General features: G+C 41.9%; 14 protein-coding genes, 2 tRNA genes and 3 rRNA genes. 14 read left to right on the top strand and 5 right to left on the bottom strand.

Features of this window, described 5'->3' with window-relative positions:
* Position 1: 1 nt before the first annotated feature.
* Both AAGD16_RS14070 and AAGD16_RS14065 read left to right on the top strand, forming a co-directional pair.
* A complete protein-coding gene (locus AAGD16_RS14070) occupies positions 2 to 760 on the top strand; it encodes a type II secretion system protein N (protein ID WP_024601510.1) in 759 nt (252 codons plus the stop codon).
* Positions 761 to 782: 22 nt separating this feature from the next.
* On the top strand, positions 783 to 1,370 hold the full coding sequence (locus AAGD16_RS14065) for a UPF0149 family protein (RefSeq protein WP_028834989.1): 588 nt from the start codon (positions 783 to 785) through the stop codon (positions 1,368 to 1,370).
* A 12-nt stretch (positions 1,371 to 1,382) separates the two neighbouring features.
* Here the strand turns inward: AAGD16_RS14065 and AAGD16_RS14060 are convergent, their stop codons facing one another.
* Positions 1,383 to 1,589, bottom strand: a complete 207-nt coding sequence (locus AAGD16_RS14060; protein ID WP_377112518.1) for a hypothetical protein — start codon at positions 1,587 to 1,589, stop codon at positions 1,383 to 1,385.
* Positions 1,589 to 1,948: a hypothetical protein gene (locus AAGD16_RS14055; protein WP_377112515.1), complete on the bottom strand. Its 360-nt coding sequence runs from the start codon at positions 1,946 to 1,948 to the stop codon at positions 1,589 to 1,591. Before AAGD16_RS14055 ends, AAGD16_RS14060 begins: the two co-directional genes overlap by 1 nt.
* Positions 1,949 to 2,230: 282 nt before the next feature.
* Here AAGD16_RS14055 and ccoG point away from each other — a divergent pair, with 282 nt between their 5' ends.
* The 5 genes from ccoG to AAGD16_RS14030 all read left to right on the top strand — a co-directional run bounded on the left by ccoG (position 2,231) and on the right by AAGD16_RS14030 (position 6,548).
* Positions 2,231 to 3,661 carry a cytochrome c oxidase accessory protein CcoG gene (gene ccoG, locus AAGD16_RS14050; protein WP_377112512.1) on the top strand — a complete coding sequence of 477 codons (1,431 nt, stop codon included), beginning with the start codon at positions 2,231 to 2,233 and terminating at the stop codon, positions 3,659 to 3,661.
* Positions 3,662 to 3,741: 80 nt separating this feature from the next.
* Positions 3,742 to 4,716 (top strand): serine/threonine protein kinase, encoded by a 975-nt coding sequence (locus AAGD16_RS14045; RefSeq protein WP_013464263.1) that lies wholly within the window; start codon positions 3,742 to 3,744, stop codon positions 4,714 to 4,716.
* Between the two features lie 35 nt (positions 4,717 to 4,751).
* The gene (locus AAGD16_RS14040) at positions 4,752 to 5,375 is read left to right on the top strand and encodes a thiol:disulfide interchange protein DsbA/DsbL (RefSeq protein ID WP_013464264.1); all 624 of its coding nucleotides are present in this window, start codon (positions 4,752 to 4,754) and stop codon (positions 5,373 to 5,375) included.
* Positions 5,376 to 5,394: 19 nt separating this feature from the next.
* Positions 5,395 to 6,033 (top strand): thiol:disulfide interchange protein DsbA/DsbL, encoded by a 639-nt coding sequence (locus AAGD16_RS14035; RefSeq protein WP_008113400.1) that lies wholly within the window; start codon positions 5,395 to 5,397, stop codon positions 6,031 to 6,033.
* 62 nt (positions 6,034 to 6,095) lie between these two features.
* The gene (locus AAGD16_RS14030; RefSeq protein ID WP_109875875.1) at positions 6,096 to 6,548 is read left to right on the top strand and encodes a DUF523 domain-containing protein; all 453 of its coding nucleotides are present in this window, start codon (positions 6,096 to 6,098) and stop codon (positions 6,546 to 6,548) included.
* Positions 6,549 to 6,557: 9 nt separating this feature from the next.
* Here the strand turns inward: AAGD16_RS14030 and trmA are convergent, their stop codons facing one another.
* On the bottom strand, positions 6,558 to 7,655 hold the full coding sequence (trmA, locus tag AAGD16_RS14025) for a tRNA (uridine(54)-C5)-methyltransferase TrmA (protein WP_377112506.1): 1,098 nt from the start codon (positions 7,653 to 7,655) through the stop codon (positions 6,558 to 6,560).
* Positions 7,656 to 7,819: 164 nt separating this feature from the next.
* Here trmA and AAGD16_RS14020 point away from each other — a divergent pair, with 164 nt between their 5' ends.
* Complete coding sequence (locus AAGD16_RS14020) at positions 7,820 to 8,944, top strand: DUF5610 domain-containing protein (RefSeq protein WP_377112503.1); 1,125 nt, start codon at positions 7,820 to 7,822, stop codon at positions 8,942 to 8,944.
* Positions 8,945 to 9,010: 66 nt separating this feature from the next.
* Positions 9,011 to 9,799 carry a glutamate racemase gene (murI, locus tag AAGD16_RS14015; RefSeq protein ID WP_377112500.1) on the top strand — a complete coding sequence of 263 codons (789 nt, stop codon included), beginning with the start codon at positions 9,011 to 9,013 and terminating at the stop codon, positions 9,797 to 9,799.
* Here the strand turns inward: murI and AAGD16_RS14010 are convergent.
* On the bottom strand, positions 9,762 to 10,241 hold the full coding sequence (locus AAGD16_RS14010) for an RNA-binding protein (RefSeq protein WP_013464268.1): 480 nt from the start codon (positions 10,239 to 10,241) through the stop codon (positions 9,762 to 9,764). The two genes, murI and AAGD16_RS14010, sit on opposite strands and share 38 nt — an antisense overlap.
* Positions 10,242 to 10,861: 620 nt before the next feature.
* On the opposite strand from AAGD16_RS14010, the gene AAGD16_RS14005 reads away from it, so the two are divergent.
* The 5 genes from AAGD16_RS14005 to rrf all read left to right on the top strand — a co-directional run bounded on the left by AAGD16_RS14005 (position 10,862) and on the right by rrf (position 16,185).
* Positions 10,862 to 12,402 (top strand): 16S ribosomal RNA (locus AAGD16_RS14005).
* A 76-nt stretch (positions 12,403 to 12,478) separates the two neighbouring features.
* A tRNA-Ile gene (locus AAGD16_RS14000) sits at positions 12,479 to 12,555 on the top strand.
* Positions 12,556 to 12,666: 111 nt separating this feature from the next.
* A tRNA-Ala gene (locus AAGD16_RS13995) sits at positions 12,667 to 12,742 on the top strand.
* Positions 12,743 to 13,044: 302 nt separating this feature from the next.
* Positions 13,045 to 15,938, top strand: a 23S ribosomal RNA gene (locus AAGD16_RS13990).
* 132 nt (positions 15,939 to 16,070) lie between these two features.
* Positions 16,071 to 16,185: ribosomal RNA gene (rrf, locus tag AAGD16_RS13985) — 5S ribosomal RNA — on the top strand.
* The 16S, 23S and 5S rRNA genes sit together here with 2 tRNA genes alongside, the layout of an rRNA operon.
* 247 nt (positions 16,186 to 16,432) lie before the next feature.
* Here rrf and recG read toward each other — a convergent pair.
* Positions 16,433 to 18,514 carry an ATP-dependent DNA helicase RecG gene (gene recG, locus AAGD16_RS13980; RefSeq protein WP_024601821.1) on the bottom strand — a complete coding sequence of 694 codons (2,082 nt, stop codon included), beginning with the start codon at positions 18,512 to 18,514 and terminating at the stop codon, positions 16,433 to 16,435.
* Between the last annotated feature and the right edge of the window lie 16 nt (positions 18,515 to 18,530).

Genomic DNA, 18,530 nt, shown 5'->3' with positions numbered 1-18,530 from the left:
AATGAAAAAAATAATAATTTTATCCATCGTTTTTGTAATTAGCTTTCTTGTTTTTAGCGTTATTAAATTGCCCGCTGCAGTGGCTTTAAATTTTGCTAAACCTTACTTACCTGCGCAGTTAGAGGTAGGGCAAACCTTTGGTACGCTATGGCAAGGTCAAATAATGCAGCTTCGCTTTCAAGGTGAACAGTTGAACAATGTACGTTGGGATATCTCAGGCTGGTCAATCTTTAAAGCTCAAGTAAATACTAACTTACGTTTTGGTAATCCTCGCGAACGTGATGACATTTCTGGGTATGCAGATATTAGCTATTCTCTCACAAATGACGAACTTAAAATAACCGACACAGTAGTCCGATCAACGGTTGAGCGTGCTATGCAGCGCATTGATTTACCGTTACCGGTTACTGCTAAAGGGCGCGTTATTTTAGAGCTCGATGAGTACGTTTCAGGCGCTCCTTATTGCCAATCATTACAAGGTGAAATAGCCAGCCCTGATATTGATGTGCAAGGGCTAACTGGCTGGTTTAATATAGGCGATTTAAGCGGTAAGTTAAGTTGTAAGTCGGGCGATGTAGCCATACTTATCGAGCCAAATAATAGATTAGGGTTAGAGGCTGATGCTACACTAAAAGCCAATTTTGATTTTAAAGTAGCGGGATATGTTAAACCTGATCTCACTTTACCGAAAGAAGTTCATGACGCGGTGAAGTTTTTAGGTAGACCAGATAACCAAGGTCGGTATCCACTTAAATTTTAATATTTTATAAAAAAGAGTTTTAATGCAAATACCTCAGTTTACTGAGCAGCACGCCAAACTGCTCAGCGAGTTTTTAACTACCCAGCCCGGCGCTATGAGCCTTATTCAAAGCCAAGGTTATTTATTTGGCACTATTTGTTCACCTGAGCCATTAGAAGTACATCAATGGTTAGAGCAAATTCTACCTAATACCGCGAATGACCTTGATGAAGACATGTTGTTTTTGTTTATGGCATTACATCATCAAGTAAGTGAACAAGTATTTGAACTTGGTTATAAGTTACCCGCTGAGTTTGACCGTGAGTTTTGTCAGCAGTGGTCTGCAGGTTTTTTAACTGCAAGCCAAACGTATACTCATAAGTTACTCCAGAGTGAGCAACTAGATATTCAATACAAGCAAGCGCTTGAAAGTGCACAGGCGACTCTTAGCTTTTTTGCATTAGATAAACCAACGATTGCACAGATTGCACAGCAAAATAATATCGATGAATTACATTTGTGTGCGCAGCAGTATGAATTAATGGGCGACTTTGCGTTAGGTTTTGCTGAACTTATAGAAATTGTCGCGCTTAATAGTGGTTTGTATACCGATGAAGGGTGGGATGAATAAGTAGGTAAAGCCTTAAGCGCCAATCTCTAATTCAATATCAGTGCAACCTTGTTTGCACTGTATTACTCCCTTACCAGCTTCGCTGGTGGCTAAATTTAACGTTAATACACCCTGGCAATGCTCACATTTAAGTGTTTTACCTTGTGCCAACTGCTTAAGCATAGTGCGGTGTTTGTGAAATGAGTTACTTGCTTTTTTATTTAATCCAGAAAAATCCATTATTTCACTCTCGCTTGCGCTAATGACTCTTTGATAATGTGACATACCGTTGTTAAACGTTCTGAATAAAAGTAGAGGTTTAGATCGCCTTGACGACAATAACGTAGTTCAAACAACTTTACTGACTCATCATTGGTAAACGTTTTATCAATATAGTCTTCTTCGGATCTTGAAAGTGCTAACTGTTTATTGATTTTGTTTCTTGTCATGGTTGCGACAGGAAAACGATCGACTTTAGTTGTGCTGCTTAACAAGCCTATACCATCACCGAGTAAGCGCTCACGAGGCTCTTTTACCAAGGGGTGATCAATGGTAAAAAATGCTAGGATCACAACCACTAGTATAAAAAATTTCTTCATAAATACACAAACCTTGATCCAAACAACACGTTAGTAGCCGGCAAGTGTAATAAAATACACCTTAAAAGCAAGTCACAAGTTGAATAAATTATTAGCAATCTAGTCAGTAATTTTAGCCAATATGCGTATAATAAGAGGAGTAATTAGATATTTCTGAAATATCTGAAAGTATACAAGTGCGACCTAAAGCGTATTATGTTTAGCATGTAAGTTGCTACACTTAGGCGAAAAGTACAAAAAGATTGCTGAATTTTTATTTCCTAGCGGCGTTGAGGAACTTCAATGGATAAGCAAATTAAAGTAAAAAACATACCAACAGAGGTTAAGATCCAAAAACCCGATCTGAGCCGTCAAGAAGATAGATTTAACCCACGCAACCGTATTTATGTGCGTGCTGTTTCAGGACTCCATCAATTACTAAGACAACGTATTGGCTTTTTAGGCATGCTGGCGTTTATGTTATTGCCATGGATCAACTTTAACGGTCAACAAGCTGTTTTATTTGAGCTAATGGAGCAAAAATTTAATATTTTTGGCTTAACCCTGTGGCCACAAGATTTCACCATTCTTGCATTTATATTTATGCTAGCAGCGTTTGCCTTATTTCTGGTTACCACTTTTTATGGTCGAGTGTGGTGTGGCTATACATGTCCGCAAACAGTATGGACCTTCATTTTTATTTGGTTTGAAGAAAAGTTTGAGGGCAGCGCTAACCAACGTAAAAAGTTAGATCAACGGCCGATGGATTTTGACAAGTTCTGGCGTAAAACAGCTAAGCACACTAGTTGGGTATTATTTTCTTTATATACTGCGTTAACGTTTGTTGGTTACTTCACGCCTATTCGCGAACTACTGCCTGAATTTATTACCTTTAATGTGGGCGGTTATGCCTTAGTTAGTATCATTGTATTTACTATTTGTACTTATGGTAACGCTGGGTGGATGCGAGAAATTATGTGTTTACATATATGTCCGTATTCACGTTTTCAGTCAGCAATGTTTGATAAAGACACTTTTACTGTAAGCTATGATGAAACTCGTGGTGAAAACCGAGGGCCACGTTCTCGTAAACAAGACCCTAAAGAGTTAGGTTTAGGTGACTGTATTGACTGTAACTTGTGTGTGCAGGTTTGCCCAACCGGGATCGATATTCGTAATGGTTTGCAATATGAGTGCATAAACTGTGGCGCTTGTATTGATGCCTGTGACGGCGTAATGGATAAAATGAATTACCCTCGGGGCCTTATCTCTTACACCACCGAGCGTAATTTAGAAACACCGGAGAATAAAACCCATCCGCTGCGCCCAAAGCTGATTGGTTACAGTGTTATTTTAATCTTACTTACCGGTGCGCTAGTTGCTAATATCGCCATGCGTAAAACCATGGACTTTGATATTATTCGCGACCGCAATCAGTTGTACCGTGTCGATTTTAATGGTTTAGTTGAAAACACCTATACCTTAAAAGTAATTAACAAAGCACAATACGAGCAAACATTCTCTATTGATGTAACAGGGTTAGATAATTATAAATACTTAGGTGATACTACCTTTACAGTAAACGCTGGTGAATCGCATAATGTACCGCTATCACTGGTAATGGATCCTTATGATTTAAAAGCGCCAATGACCGAGTTTAACTTTGTGTTGTCGCCAATAAACGAGCCCGATAATAAAATATCGCAGCCAAGCAACTTTTTTAAGGCACGATAAGTCGCTTTATTAAAGGCAAACGAGCACTGTTATTAACAAAAAAGCGGGATATTCCCGCTTTTCTTTTATATAAGAAGTATATGAGTAAATTTAGCTTTATTGACTTAACTCCAGATCTTATTTTGGATGCCATAGAAAGCGTGGATATTTATGCTGAGTCAGGGTTGTTAGCGCTAAATAGCTACGAGAATCGGGTATATCAATTTGTAGCCGAGGGTGCAAAGCGTTACGTCGTTAAGTTTTATCGCCCTGAGCGCTGGAGCAAAGCGCAAATTCAAGAAGAGCATGACTTTGCTTTTGAACTAGCCGCCGCTGAAGTACCGGTGGTGGCGCCAATAAAACACAATGGGCAAAGCTTGTTTGAACATCAAGGGTATTTGTTTACTTTGTTCCCAAGTGTAGGCGGGCGTTTATTTGAGGTGGACAATTTAGATCAACTCGATGTGCTCGGGCGTTTAATCGGTCGTATGCATCAAGTAGCCAAAACGAAACCCTTTACCCAAAGACCGACCGTTACCTGTGATGAATATTTAGATACAGCTAAAGTTCATTTACAAAAAAGTAAGTTAGTCCCTATGGGATTAGAGACTTCCTTTTACACTATTTTAGATTTAGTCATTGCTCAAACTCAACAGCAATATAAAAATGTAGAAGGCATTCGCTTACATGGTGACTGCCATGCTGGTAATATCCTATGGGCAGGAGATGCATTAATGTTTGTTGATTTAGACGATAGCCGTCAAGGTCCTGCAATTCAAGATTTATGGATGATGCTCAGTGGCGATCGACAAACACAGCTGTTACAGTTAGACACTTTAGTGAATGCATATGAAGAGTTTTGCGATTTTGATCACTCACAACTTAAGCTGATCGAACCGCTTCGGGCTATGCGTATGATTCATTACATGGGGTGGGTTGCAAAACGTTGGAGTGATCCTGCTTTTGTACGGAACTTTTCATGGTTTGCAGATGACAAATACTGGGAGCAACAAATTTTAGCGCTTAAAGAGCAGTTTGCAGCTTTGCAAGAAGCCCCGTTAAAATTATTGCCATAATATTTTTATTTAAAAAGAAGTATAACGAGATATTCATGCTTAAAAAATTAAAACTAAGTTTACTGATCCTATGTTTACCTTTTGCAGCATTAGCTGCTAACTTTGAAGCGGGTAATCAATACACTGTAATTGATGTTGAAAAAAGTAAAACCCCGAATGTAACCGAGTTTTTCTCTTTCTATTGCCCACATTGTTTTAAATTTGAGCCGGTAGCCAAAGGGATTGCAGAAAACTTACCTGAAGGGGCTGAATTTGTAAAAAATCATGTCAACTTTTTGGGAGGCGTTTCACCACAAGCTCAAAGTAATTTAAGCTTTGCTTACTTAATCGCAAAGAAACACGGTCAAGCTGAAGCGGTAACAGCGCAAATTTTTAAAAGCATTCATATACAACGTGCGCCATTAACTGAAATTAAAGACGTTAAAAAGTTATTAGAGCTTAATGCAATTGATAACACGACATTTGATAACGACATCGCCAGTTTGCCTATCATAGCAGCTGAACGTGCCATGCAAGATAAACAGAATAAATATTCTGAACTTGGTGCATTAACTGGCGTGCCTACATTTATCGTAAATGACAAATACAAAATCAATATTAATACAATCAAGAGCCAACAAGAACTTGATGAGTTAATTAGCTTTTTACTAAAACTATAATTTTTGGAGCACCACAATAATGATCAAATTAGTTAAAGCAGGGTTACTTGCTGTATTACTCCCTTTAGCTGCAACCAGTTTTGCTGCCACTTACGAAGAGGGCGTGCATTACGATGTCGTCTCTGATCGTGCAACCAGAAAACCAGAAGTAAAAGAGTTTTTCTCTTTTTACTGTCCTGCATGTAATAACATGGAACCACTGCTGGCCGAGATCAAACCTAAGCTAGACAAAAACGTAAAGTTTAAGAAAAGCCATGTGGATTTCGTGGGCGTTCGTGACCCAGAACATCAAACCATGATCAGCCAAGCACTAGCTACTGCTGAAGTACTACCGCAAAAAGATAAAATTATTTCAGCGATGTTTGACCACATTCACGCAAAGCGTGCTCGTTTTAATGAGCTTGCAGATGTAAAAGATGTATTTTTAGCGCAAGGTGTAGATGGCGACAAATTTGATAAATTATTTGAAAGCTTCTCGGTACGTACACTTAGCTCTAAAATGAAACGTGACCAAGATTACTTTAAAGGCAAAGGGGCACTTCGTGGCGTTCCTACGTTTATCGTTAATGGTAAATACAAGCTTAACTTAGGTGGTGAGTCAGGCATTTCATCGCCAGAAGATGTAAGCGCACTCATTAATTACTTAGCAAATAAATAAGTAGTTTGGTTAAATAAAAAAGCTCCGAAAGGAGCTTTTTTATTTGGAGAAGAAAATTCATTATGGAAAAAATTTTAATCTCAAGTTGTTTGTTAGGTTTGCCAGTTCGTTATGATGGTAAAGGCCAAACAATATTGCACCCTCAACTTAATTTGTGGCAAAAGCAAAATAGATTAATCGTATTTTGTCCTGAGATTGCTGGTGGCTTACTCGTGCCTAGAGCGCCCGCTGAGATAAAGCAAAATCGAGTTATTACAAATACTGCCGAGGATGTAACAAGTGCATTTGAAGCTGGCGCTAATAAAGCATTAGCCCTTTGTAATAAGCATAATATTCGCTTTGCTTTACTAAAAGAGTCTAGTCCTTCGTGTGGCCGTAATACAATTTATGATGGAAGCCATAGTGGGGTGAAAGTAAAAGGCATGGGGCTGACCGCTAAGTTATTGGTAAAGCATCAAGTTAAAGTATTTAGTGAAGAGCAAATACCAGCACTTATCAAGGCGCTGGCATTATAGTATTGGATTTTATTTTTTCTGTAAAAATACACCAGATTCAATATGGTGTGTGTATGGGAATTGATCAAATATTGCAAAGCGCTTAACCTCATGGGTTTGGCATAAGTGATCAAGGTCACGCTCTAACGTATCTGGGTTACATGAGATATAAATAATATTCTCATAGTTAGCCACTAAATCACACGTTAGGGTATCCATGCCGGCACGAGGTGGGTCGACTAGAATGGTTTGGCAGTTGTAACTACTAAGGTCAATACCATCTAAGCGAGAGAAAGTACGCTCGCCTTTCATTGCCTGAGTAAACTCTTCGCTCGACATGCGAATAATATCTAAGTTAGTTACTTTGTTTTGAGCAATATTATATTGCGCTGAATGCACAGACGATTTTGATATTTCTGTTGCCAGCACTTTATTAAATGAGCCCGCAAGTGCAATTGAAAAGTTTCCGTTACCACAATACAGCTCTAGTAAATCATTGTTTAGTGGTTTACATAACTCTTGTGCCCACTCTAACATCTTAATATTTACCTTCGCATTAGGCTGAGTAAAGCTATTTTCTACCTGCTGATAGATTAGCTCTTGGCCATTCACCATTAAGCGCTCAGTAACAAAGTCATCGCCCAATTTTTCTTTTTGCTTACGTGCACGGCCAATAAAGTCAATTTTGTATTGGCTGCTTAGCTTTTCCTTTAAGGCATTGATCTCAGTTAACCAGTGTTCATCAAGTGGCTTGTGATAAAGCAAGCTCACTAAAATTTCACCACTGAGGGTTGATAAATAATCTATTTGAAATAGCTTACGACGTAGTACTTCGCAGTCTTTTAAATTATCAATCATCACCTGCATAATTTCACCTACTAAAGGAGCTGCAGGGTCAAAGGTATCAACACGTATTTTATCTTTTGTTTGTTGATCAAACATAATATGAAACAGATCGTCACCATCGTGCCATACTCTAAATTCTGCACGTTGGCGGTAGTTAATGGGCTCAGAGCTAAATACTTCTAACTGTTTTACACCAAAACGTTGAAATTGCTCTGTAATACGCTGCTCTTTTTCATTTAATTGTGCATCGTACTGCGTGGTATCTATATTTATAACTGCCATTAACGGTATAACCTTATCGTTGAGATCTGTTTATCGGCGCTATTGTAGGGAGCGAAGCGTATTTGTCTAGTTTTGATCAAATATAGTGAGCTTTTTTTGAGCATTTTACTACAGTATAGGCTTACTTGGCCGATATTAGGGTAAGTCTAAATAGGAGTCTTCTCATGAAAATAGGTAACTTTAGTTTTGTTCCAAACAGTAATGCTAATAAATACAATACTAAACAAGCAATGCCACAGCCTAAAATAGACTCGCCACCAACCAGTTATCAGCAACGAGGAAAAGAGCTGGCTGCTGCCGTATTAGGTGACAAAATGGCAAAAGAATTAGGTTTGCCGGTCGCTGAAACCAAAAAAGACAAACCACTGTTTGATTTTAATGAAGTCGTAAAAAATGTTTTAGACTTTGTTACAAGCTCGGTAAAAAAAGCCAAAGCCAATGGTGCCGATAACGACAAACTACAAGATATGCTAAATCAGGCACGTAAAGGAGTGCAGACGGGTGTTGATGAGGCTGTGGATGAATTAAAAGGCATGGGCGTATTTAATCAAGAACTTGAAGAGGGTATTGATAAATCTAAAGAGGGTATCTTTAGTGGTCTCGACAAATTTGAGCAGAACTTATTTAACCCACAACCTGCAAGCGTAACTGTTAGTCAGGCGCAATATGTAAGTTTAAGCAATAGTGCTGATTACACATTCACCACAGCAGAAGGTGATGAGGTGAGTATTAGCTTTGCAGATGCTTATCAATCGCAATCATCTAGTCGCTATCAAAAAACAGATGATTCACAATCATTTAGTTCGCAATTTTCTGAATCCCGTGAGCTCTCTTTCTCGATGTCAGTAAACGGTGAGCTTAATGAAGACGAGCAGCAAGCCATAAATGATTTAATGGCAGAGTTACAAGATGTCAGTAAAACCTTTTTCAGTGGCGATTTAGACAAAGCATTTGAACAAGCCCAAGAACTCAGTTTAGGGAATGAACAGCTGGTGGCATTCTCAATGGACTTACGTCAAAGCAAAACCGTTGCTGCCATTAAAGAGTATGAACAAATTAAGCCAACATCAGAAAAAGCCATTGCCGAAACTGTTGCCCCTTTTAATGATGATCTAAAATCGGCTTACTCTAAAGCGCAAGCCCTAGGATTAGAAAGTCAGCTATCAGGTATCATTCAATGGCTAAATCAAGATCAACAAGAAATAGATAAACTGGTTGATTACACTAACACCATGTTTGAAAACTTAGATAAACTAAACGCCGATACTGCGATGCTAGGCACTGAGTAAAACTACTTTCTTTTATAAAAGCCACATGGCAAACTGCCGTTCTTAGTAAAGAGTAGGAATGGTAGTTTGTCAGCGCACATCATGGTATTTGATTCAGGTATAGGTGGAACCACCGTGCTTGAGCATATTCAGCAAAGCATTCCTCATGCTCAATACAGCTACTTTATGGATAACGCATTATTGCCATATGGTGCGCAATCGCAACAAACCATCATTCATCGCCTATGTGGATTGATTCAATTTATTAAAGATGAGTCACTAAATGTCGACTTAATTGTTATAGCCTGCAATACCGCCTCAACATCAGCGTTAAGTTCGGTACGTCAAATTACCGATATTCCTATTGTTGGGGTAGTACCTGCAATTAAACCTGCAGCGCAATTAACGCAATCAAAGCATATAGGTTTATTGGCAACTCCCGCAACGGTATCAAGCCCGTATACTGATGCACTTATAAAAGAACATGCCTCATCGATAACCACAAGTTTATATAGTAGTGTTGAACTGGTTACTTTGGCAGAGACTCTCTTTTTTACCCAGCACTTAGATATCGATAAGTTGCACACTGAGTTAGACCGATTAAATATTAATAAAGATATCGATGTACTGGTATTAGGCTGTACTCACTTTCCTATTTTAGCTAAACCAATTAGTGATTACTTTAATACGCAAGTACAGTTATTAGACTCTGGTGCGGCCATTGCTAAGCGAGTTAGTTCTTTACTCAAATTAAGTGATAATCAAGCAGGCATAAAAAAGCCGCTGCACTATTATGCAACGGCTGATGTATGTAGTGATAAACTAGCGGTTAAGCAAGTTACACTGTTTGATCCGACTCTGAACGATAAGAGTTAGAATCATCTTCTTGTTTTTGTTTTGCTTCACGTACTTTCAAAGTACGTTGTTGGAACTCACTATCGTTTAGCTTAGCAATTGCATTATCAGCATCTGCTTGTGCCATTTCAACAAAGCCAAAACCGCGACGCTTGCCAGTATTCTTATCTTTTAACAAACGAACGTTAAATACTTTGCCTTGCTCTTCAAATAAAGTACGAACTACACCTTCATTTGCACGATAAGGAAGATTGCCAACATAAAGTGTTTTTGTTTTTACTTCGGCTTCTTCTGTACTTACTGATGACATTGCAGCAATAACAAGTCCACCAATTAATAAACCGGCACCGAATAGAAGTGCAGGGTCTAATGCTAGGCTTGCAAGCGCAAACTTAACGATAACAAAACCAACAACAGCAAGAATAACTGCGAAGATAAAAGATTTTTGATCGGGTAATTTCATTTTTGATCTACCAATAAACAGGAAATAAACATTAATTTAACATTGTGAACTTGCTATCTTAACGTCTTAATTGAACATAGCAATGAAATTTATAGCAAATAGTTAATAAGAGTGTAAAAAACAACCGATAGTAAGGCGTTTCTTTACTATTTTAGCCTCGTTTGTTTGAAACTTGAGCAAACGGTAAAAAGATCTAAAAAAAAGGTTGATCTGTTTTCGGATCTCCCTATAATGCGACCCCACTGAGACGGGGAACGCCAACGCATAGCGAGGCATGAGCTACTCAGAGAGTTAAGTAAAACTTAAGTTTAAATCATCGCAAGAAAGTTTAAAATTAAGTGTTGACTCGAAAAATAAAGGATGTATTATACGCATCCCTAGCGACAACGTCGCAACGTTCTTTAACAATATAAAGCAATCATCTGTGTGGGCACTCGTACAGATTGAGTTCTAACAGCCAAGCTACTTAGGTAGTGAGGCAAACAAATTTAGAGTCTCAATTGAAACTGAGTGACCAACAGAATAGTTACTTCGGTAATTATTCAGCACAGTCAATTCAATATCGAAAGATATTAAATAAATTCAGAATTCATTGAGCTGTCGAAAGACAAAAAACTTTTTAATTGAAGAGTTTGATCATGGCTCAGATTGAACGCTGGCGGCAGGCCTAACACATGCAAGTCGAGCGGTAACAGAAAGTAGCTTGCTACTTTGCTGACGAGCGGCGGACGGGTGAGTAATGCTTGGGAACATGCCTTGAGGTGGGGGACAACAGTTGGAAACGACTGCTAATACCGCATAATGTCTACGGACCAAAGGGGCTTCGGCTCTCGCCTTTAGATTGGCCCAAGTGGGATTAGCTAGTTGGTGAGGTAATGGCTCACCAAGGCGACGATCCCTAGCTGGTTTGAGAGGATGATCAGCCACACTGGGACTGAGACACGGCCCAGACTCCTACGGGAGGCAGCAGTGGGGAATATTGCACAATGGGCGCAAGCCTGATGCAGCCATGCCGCGTGTGTGAAGAAGGCCTTCGGGTTGTAAAGCACTTTCAGTCAGGAGGAAAGGTTAGTAGTTAATACCTGCTAGCTGTGACGTTACTGACAGAAGAAGCACCGGCTAACTCCGTGCCAGCAGCCGCGGTAATACGGAGGGTGCGAGCGTTAATCGGAATTACTGGGCGTAAAGCGTACGCAGGCGGTTTGTTAAGCGAGATGTGAAAGCCCCGGGCTCAACCTGGGAACTGCATTTCGAACTGGCAAACTAGAGTGTGATAGAGGGTGGTAGAATTTCAGGTGTAGCGGTGAAATGCGTAGAGATCTGAAGGAATACCGATGGCGAAGGCAGCCACCTGGGTCAACACTGACGCTCATGTACGAAAGCGTGGGGAGCAAACAGGATTAGATACCCTGGTAGTCCACGCCGTAAACGATGTCTACTAGAAGCTCGGAACCTCGGTTCTGTTTTTCAAAGCTAACGCATTAAGTAGACCGCCTGGGGAGTACGGCCGCAAGGTTAAAACTCAAATGAATTGACGGGGGCCCGCACAAGCGGTGGAGCATGTGGTTTAATTCGATGCAACGCGAAGAACCTTACCTACACTTGACATACAGAGAACTTACTAGAGATAGTTTGGTGCCTTCGGGAACTCTGATACAGGTGCTGCATGGCTGTCGTCAGCTCGTGTTGTGAGATGTTGGGTTAAGTCCCGCAACGAGCGCAACCCCTATCCTTAGTTGCTAGCAGGTAATGCTGAGAACTCTAAGGAGACTGCCGGTGATAAACCGGAGGAAGGTGGGGACGACGTCAAGTCATCATCATCCCTTACGTTACGTGTAGGGCTACACACGTGCTACAATGGCGCATACAGAGTGCTGCGAACTCGCGAGAGTAAGCGAATCACTTAAAGTGCGTCGTAGTCCGGATTGGAGTCTGCAACTCGACTCCATGAAGTCGGAATCGCTAGTAATCGCGTATCAGAATGACGCGGTGAATACGTTCCCGGGCCTTGTACACACCGCCCGTCACACCATGGGAGTGGGTTGCTCCAGAAGTAGATAGTCTAACCTTCGGGAGGACGTTTACCACGGAGTGATTCATGACTGGGGTGAAGTCGTAACAAGGTAGCCCTAGGGGAACCTGGGGCTGGATCACCTCCTTATACGATTTAGAACTTATTTGTTCGTAGTGTCCACACAGATGATTGTTAATTGTAAAGAGAACAACACTTATTGTTTGGGTCTGTAGCTCAGCTGGTTAGAGCGCACCCCTGATAAGGGTGAGGTCGGTAGTTCAAATCTACTCAGACCCACCACTTCTTCTTAATGCTTCGTTGTAAGCTTCGTTGTTTAGTAAACTAAACGGCCTCAACTTACGCCTTGTCTTAAAAAGAAGTCGGTATACAAACAGTAAGACCAGCATATGTGGGGCTATAGCTCAGCTGGGAGAGCGCCTGCCTTGCACGCAGGAGGTCAGCAGTTCGATCCTGCTTAGCTCCACCACTTTACTTCTTAAAAATAAATATTCTTTTATCGGGTAGCACAATCACCTGAGAATAGAGTGTGTTTAATTTTGAGAAGTTTTTGATTCTCTGCTCTTTAAAAATTTGGAAAAGCTGATAATAAAATTCGTATAAATACATTGTATTTGTACAGAGTTTTCAAAAGTAAAAAAGAATGATAGCAGTATCATTCAGTGCCATTTAATAAACGTTTCGTTTGTTGATTGGTATCTACTTTAGTATTCAATATTAACTTCTGGCGAAGTTAAACTGTCACAAAACAAAGACCCGTTTGGGTTGTATGGTTAAGTGACTAAGCGTACACGGTGGATGCCTTGGCAGTTGGAGGCGATGAAGGACGTATTAACTTGCGATAAGCCTAGTCAAGCTAGTAAAAAGCACTTGAGACTAGGATTTCCGAATGGGGAAACCCACCTGCTTGCAGGTATCGTTAACTGAATACATAGGTTAACGAGGCGAACGCGGAGAACTGAAACATCTAAGTACCCGTAGGAAAAGAAATCAACCGAGATTCCGATAGTAGCGGCGAGCGAAATCGGAACAGCCCTTAAGCTTATTATGTGTTAATGGAAGGCTCTGGAAAGTGCCACGATACAGGGTGATAGTCCCGTACATGAAAACGCATTTTAAGTGAAATCGAGTAGGTCGGAGCACGTGAAACTTTGACTGAATATAGGTGGACCATCATCTAAGGCTAAATACTCCCAACTGACCGATAGTGAACCAGTACCGTGAGGGAAAGGCGAAAAGAACCCCTGTGAGGGGAGTGAAATAGAACCTGAAACCGTGTACGTACAAGCAGTAGGAGCCCACTTGTTGGGTGACTGCGTACCTTTTGTATAATGGGTCAGCGACTTATATTTTGTAGCGAGGTTAACCGATTAGGGTAGCCGTAGGGAAACCGAGTCTTAACTGGGCGAATAGTTGCAAGGTATAGACCCGAAACCCGGTGATCTAGCCATGGGCAGGTTGAAGGTTGAGTAACATCAACTGGAGGACCGAACCCACTAACGTTGAAAAGTTAGGGGATGACCTGTGGTTAGGAGTGAAAGGCTAATCAAACCGGGAGATAGCTGGTTCTCCCCGAAATCTATTTAGGTAGAGCCTCGGACGAATACTTACGGGGGTAGAGCACTGTTAAGGCTAGGGGGTCATCCCGACTTACCAACCCTTTGCAAACTCCGAATACCGTAAAGTAATATCCGGGAGACACACGGCGGGTGCTAACGTCCGTCGTGAAGAGGGAAACAACCCAGACCGCCAGCTAAGGTCCCAAAGTCATAGTTAAGTGGGAAACGATGTGGAAAGGCCCAGACAGCCAGGAGGTTGGCTTAGAAGCAGCCATCCTTTAAAGAAAGCGTAATAGCTCACTGGTCGAGTCGGTCTGCGCGGAAGATGTAACGGGGCTAAACTATGCACCGAAGCTGCGGATTCAAAATTTATTTTGAGTGGTAGGGGAGCGTTCTGTAAGCGGTTGAAGGTGTACCGGGAGGTATGCTGGACGTATCAGAAGTGCGAATGCTGACATGAGTAACGATAATGCGGGTGAAAAACCCGCACGCCGGAAGACCAAGGGTTCCTATCCCATGTTAATCAGGGTAGGGTAAGTCGACCCCTAAGGCGAGGCCGAAAGGCGTAGTCGATGGGAAACGGATTAATATTTCCGTACTTGGTATAATTGCGATGGGGGGACGGAGCAGGCTAAGCAAGCATGGCGATGGTAGTCCATGTGAAAGTGTGTAGGCTAGTGACTTAGGTAAATCCGGGTTGCTGTTAGGCTGAGACACGAGACGAGTCACCAAGGTGATGAAGTTGCTGATGCCATACTTCCAGGAAAAGCCTCTAAGCTTCAGATTATACCGAATCGTACCCCAAACCGACACAGGTGGTCAGGTAGAGAATACTAAGGCGCTTGAGAGAACTCGGGTGAAGGAACTAGGCAAAATCGTACCGTAACTTCGGGAGAAGGTACGCTCCGATTGGTGATGAGACTTGCTCTCTAAGCTGATTGGAGCCGCAGTGACCAGGTGGCTGGGACTGTTTATTAAAAACACAGCACTGTGCAAAATCGCAAGATGACGTATACGGTGTGACACCTGCCCGGTGCCGGAAGGTTAATTGATGGGGTTATCTTCGGAGAAGCTCTTGATCGAAGCCCCGGTAAACGGCGGCCGTAACTATAACGGTCCTAAGGTAGCGAAATTCCTTGTCGGGTAAGTTCCGACCTGCACGAATGGTGTAACCATGGCCACGCTGTCTCCACCCGAGACTCAGTGAAATTGAAATCGCAGTGAAGATGATGCTGTGTACCCGCGGCTAGACGGAAAGACCCCGTGAACCTTTACTACAGCTTGGCACTGAACATTGAACCTACATGTGTAGGATAGGTGGGAGACTTAGAAGCAGAGACGCTAGTTTTTGTGGAGTCGTCCTTGAAATACCACCCTTGTAGTTTTGATGTTCTAACGTTGGCCCCTGAATCGGGGTTACGGACAGTGCCTGGTGGGTAGTTTGACTGGGGCGGTCTCCTCCCAAAGAGTAACGGAGGAGCACGAAGGTTGGCTAAGTACGGTCGGACATCGTACGGTTAGTGTAATGGTAGAAGCCAGCTTAACTGCGAGACAGACACGTCGAGCAGGTACGAAAGTAGGTCATAGTGATCCGGTGGTTCTGAATGGAAGGGCCATCGCTCAACGGATAAAAGGTACTCCGGGGATAACAGGCTGATACCGCCCAAGAGTTCATATCGACGGCGGTGTTTGGCACCTCGATGTCGGCTCATCACATCACTGGGGGGGAAGTCGTCGGTCCCAAGGGTATGGCTGTTCGCCATTTAAAGTGGTACGCGAGCTGGGTTTAGAACGTCGTGAGACAGTTCGGTCCCTATCTGCCGTGGGCGTTTGAGAATTGAGAGGGGTTGCTCCTAGTACGAGAGGACCGGAGTGAACGAACCGCTGGTGTTCGGGTTGTCATGCCAATGGCATTGCCCGGTAGCTACGTTCGGAACTGATAAGCGCTGAAAGCATCTAAGCGCGAAGCAGGCCTCGAGATGAGTTCTCACTAGACTTTTAAAGTCTCTGAAGGGCCGTTGAAGACTACAACGTTGATAGGCAAGATGTGGAAGTGGTGTGAGCCATTAAGCTAACTTGTACTAATTACCCGTGAGGCTTAACCATACAACGCCAAACGCGTTTTATGTGATAGTTTAAGCGAAGAAGTTAATATAACTAAAGTAGATACTTGAAGACTTTATTATCAGAATTCCAAATTTTAGTAAGCTCGATTAAATCGACCTTACACCAAATTTGCTTGGTGACAATAGCGTTTTGGACCCACCTGACCCCATGCCGAACTCAGTAGTGAAACGAAACAGCGCCGATGATAGTGTAGCATTTGCTATGTGAAAGTAGGACATTACCAGGCTCCAAATAAGAGAAAGCCCGACTAGAAATAGTCGGGCTTTTTTACGTCTGCAGGAAAGTAAAAACGTAGGTGAAAGGTAAAAGGCATCAGGTAAAAGTAAAAGAATAAGCGCCTAAAGACTACTCTAACGCTGTGGACGACACCACGACATCTTGCAATAGAAGGCCTGAGAATAAAGGCATTATGAAAATATATCCGTTTGGAGTAAGCCTGGATGATGAAGTGAAAAGTAAAGTTTAAAAACCGACTATGCTTGTGCGTAGTTTGATTTATTACCTAACCAGCGGTGAATAAGAGGGTCTATATGCTGAGGGTATTGCTTAAGCATTTGTTGTGCGATGGGCCTTACTTGATTGAGTGTTTGTTTATCGCGTGTTAAATCAGCGATTTTGAATTCGGCTAAACCGGTTTGTTTAGTTCCAAGTACTTCACCTGGGCCGCGTATTTCTAAATCACGCTCTGCTATAACAAAGCCATCGTTACTGTCGCGCAGTACTCCTAATCGCTTCTGTGCAGTATGAGAAAGTGGTGCATGGTATAAAAGAACGCAATGCGATGCGGTTGCCCCACGTCCTACACGGCCTCGTAATTGGTGAAGCTGTGCTAAACCTAAGCGCTCTGGGTTTTCAATAATAATTAGGCTCGCATTGGGGACATCAACACCGACCTCGATCACGGTTGTTGCGACCAGTACATGAATGTTCCCCGTTTTAAACTCACTCATAATGGCTTGCTTTTCAGTGGCTTTCATTCTCCCATGGACTAAACCAATATTAAGTTCAGGTAAGGCTTCTTTTAATTGTAAAGCACTGTCTTCAGCTGCTTGGCATTGTAATACTTCAGACTCGTCTATAAGAGTACATACCCAGTAAACTTGTCGACCTTGTTCATTACAGGCAAGTTTCACCCGACTAATGATGTCATCTCTGCGGGTATCAGGGATGGCAACAGTGGTAATTGGTGTTCTTCCTGGTGGTAATTCGTCGATCACTGAGGTTTCTAAATCGGCATAAGCAGTCATCGCAAGCGTACGTGGTATAGGTGTTGCTGTCATTACTAGTTGATGTGGATAACAATCACCAAAGCGCCCTTTTTCACGCAGTGATAAACGTTGATGAACCCCAAAGCGATGTTGCTCATCAATAATGATAAGTACGAGATTGTTAAATTTTACTTCATCTTGAAATAAAGCATGGGTACCCACAATCATCTGCGCTTCACCAGAGGCGATCATTGCAAGGGTATTAACTCGCTCTTTTCCTTTTGTTTTACCGCCTAGCCAAGCAACCGATATTCCAAGGTTTTCAAACCAGCTGGAAAAGTTAATTCCGTGTTGCTCTGATAATATCTCTGTTGGCGCCATTAATGCGACCTGATAGCCTTGTGCTATCGCAGTTAAGGCGCTCAGGGCTGCGACTAATGTTTTACCAGAGCCTACATCCCCTTGGACAAGTCGCATCATAGGGTAAGCGTGTTGCATGTCTGTTTTAATTTCTGATACTACACGGCTTTGTGCATTGGTTGGCGCAAAGGGTAATTGTGCTAGAAATTGCGCTTCTAATGGATTAGTGGGCTCAAGGGCAATAGCTTTAACTTGTTGTCCTTGCTCTCTTACTTTTAAGAGGCTGAGATTTTGAGCCAACAACTCTTCAAAAACGAGCCGTTGTTGTGCTGGGTGAGTCCCTTGTTCAAGCGCAATTATATCAACATCATTAGGGGGGCGATGCAGTAGCAATAACGCATCACTTAACGGTAGTTGCGATGGTTGCCATTGTTGAGGTAGTAGCTCTTCTACTGCGTATTTTTGAAGCAATTCTATTGCCTGTTCACTCAACGCCCTGATAGAGAGTTGCTTTAACCCCTCGGTTGTTGAATAGACTGGCGTAAGTGTTGATGATGTTGGTTGCTGTTCAAAAGTGTCGCTAATACTGTATTCAGGATGACTCATTTCAAAGCCAACACGTCCGCGACGTATTTCGCCAAAACAGCGAATTATTTTACCCGCGCTAAATGCGTTTTTTTGTGCTGCGGTAAAATTAAAAAATCGTAGAGTTAACCTACCTGTCCCATCATTTATTTGGCAAACCAGCATACGCCTTTTACCAAAGGTAATTTGGCTTGTTTCAATGGTTGCTTGAACCGTTACATGGCTATGTGCCGTAAGCTCACTAATAGCATAAATACGCGTTCTGTCTTCATACCTTAGCGGTAAATGAAAAAGCATATCTTGCACTGTGGTGATGCCTAGCTTTAAAAGTCGTTCAGCCATTTTAGGGCCTACGCCTTTAAGTTCTGTGATTGGGTATTGGCTTAAGCTAGGTTTAGACAAAGTAGGCTCAATTATT

Source organism: Pseudoalteromonas sp. M58 (assembly GCF_042604605.1).
Classification (GTDB): domain Bacteria; phylum Pseudomonadota; class Gammaproteobacteria; order Enterobacterales; family Alteromonadaceae; genus Pseudoalteromonas; species Pseudoalteromonas tetraodonis.
The sequence above is the reverse complement of the archived record's forward strand: the minus strand, read 5'-3'. Positions and strand labels throughout refer to the sequence as shown.

What these genes read in the sequence shown, in the direction of transcription:
- AAGD16_RS14070 (WP_024601510.1), top strand. Translation starts at nt 2, where the DNA reads ATGAAAAAAATAATAATTTTATCCATCGTTTTTGTAATTAGCTTTCTT.
- AAGD16_RS14065 (WP_028834989.1), top strand. Translation starts at nt 783, where the DNA reads ATGCAAATACCTCAGTTTACTGAGCAGCACGCCAAACTGCTCAGCGAG.
- AAGD16_RS14060 (WP_377112518.1), bottom strand. Translation starts at nt 1,589, where the DNA reads ATGGATTTTTCTGGATTAAATAAAAAAGCAAGTAACTCATTTCACAAA.
- AAGD16_RS14055 (WP_377112515.1), bottom strand. Translation starts at nt 1,948, where the DNA reads ATGAAGAAATTTTTTATACTAGTGGTTGTGATCCTAGCATTTTTTACC.
- ccoG (WP_377112512.1), top strand. Translation starts at nt 2,231, where the DNA reads ATGGATAAGCAAATTAAAGTAAAAAACATACCAACAGAGGTTAAGATC.
- AAGD16_RS14045 (WP_013464263.1), top strand. Translation starts at nt 3,742, where the DNA reads ATGAGTAAATTTAGCTTTATTGACTTAACTCCAGATCTTATTTTGGAT.
- AAGD16_RS14040 (WP_013464264.1), top strand. Translation starts at nt 4,752, where the DNA reads ATGCTTAAAAAATTAAAACTAAGTTTACTGATCCTATGTTTACCTTTT.
- AAGD16_RS14035 (WP_008113400.1), top strand. Translation starts at nt 5,395, where the DNA reads ATGATCAAATTAGTTAAAGCAGGGTTACTTGCTGTATTACTCCCTTTA.
- AAGD16_RS14030 (WP_109875875.1), top strand. Translation starts at nt 6,096, where the DNA reads ATGGAAAAAATTTTAATCTCAAGTTGTTTGTTAGGTTTGCCAGTTCGT.
- trmA (WP_377112506.1), bottom strand. Translation starts at nt 7,655, where the DNA reads ATGGCAGTTATAAATATAGATACCACGCAGTACGATGCACAATTAAAT.
- AAGD16_RS14020 (WP_377112503.1), top strand. Translation starts at nt 7,820, where the DNA reads ATGAAAATAGGTAACTTTAGTTTTGTTCCAAACAGTAATGCTAATAAA.
- AAGD16_RS14010 (WP_013464268.1), bottom strand. Translation starts at nt 10,241, where the DNA reads ATGAAATTACCCGATCAAAAATCTTTTATCTTCGCAGTTATTCTTGCT.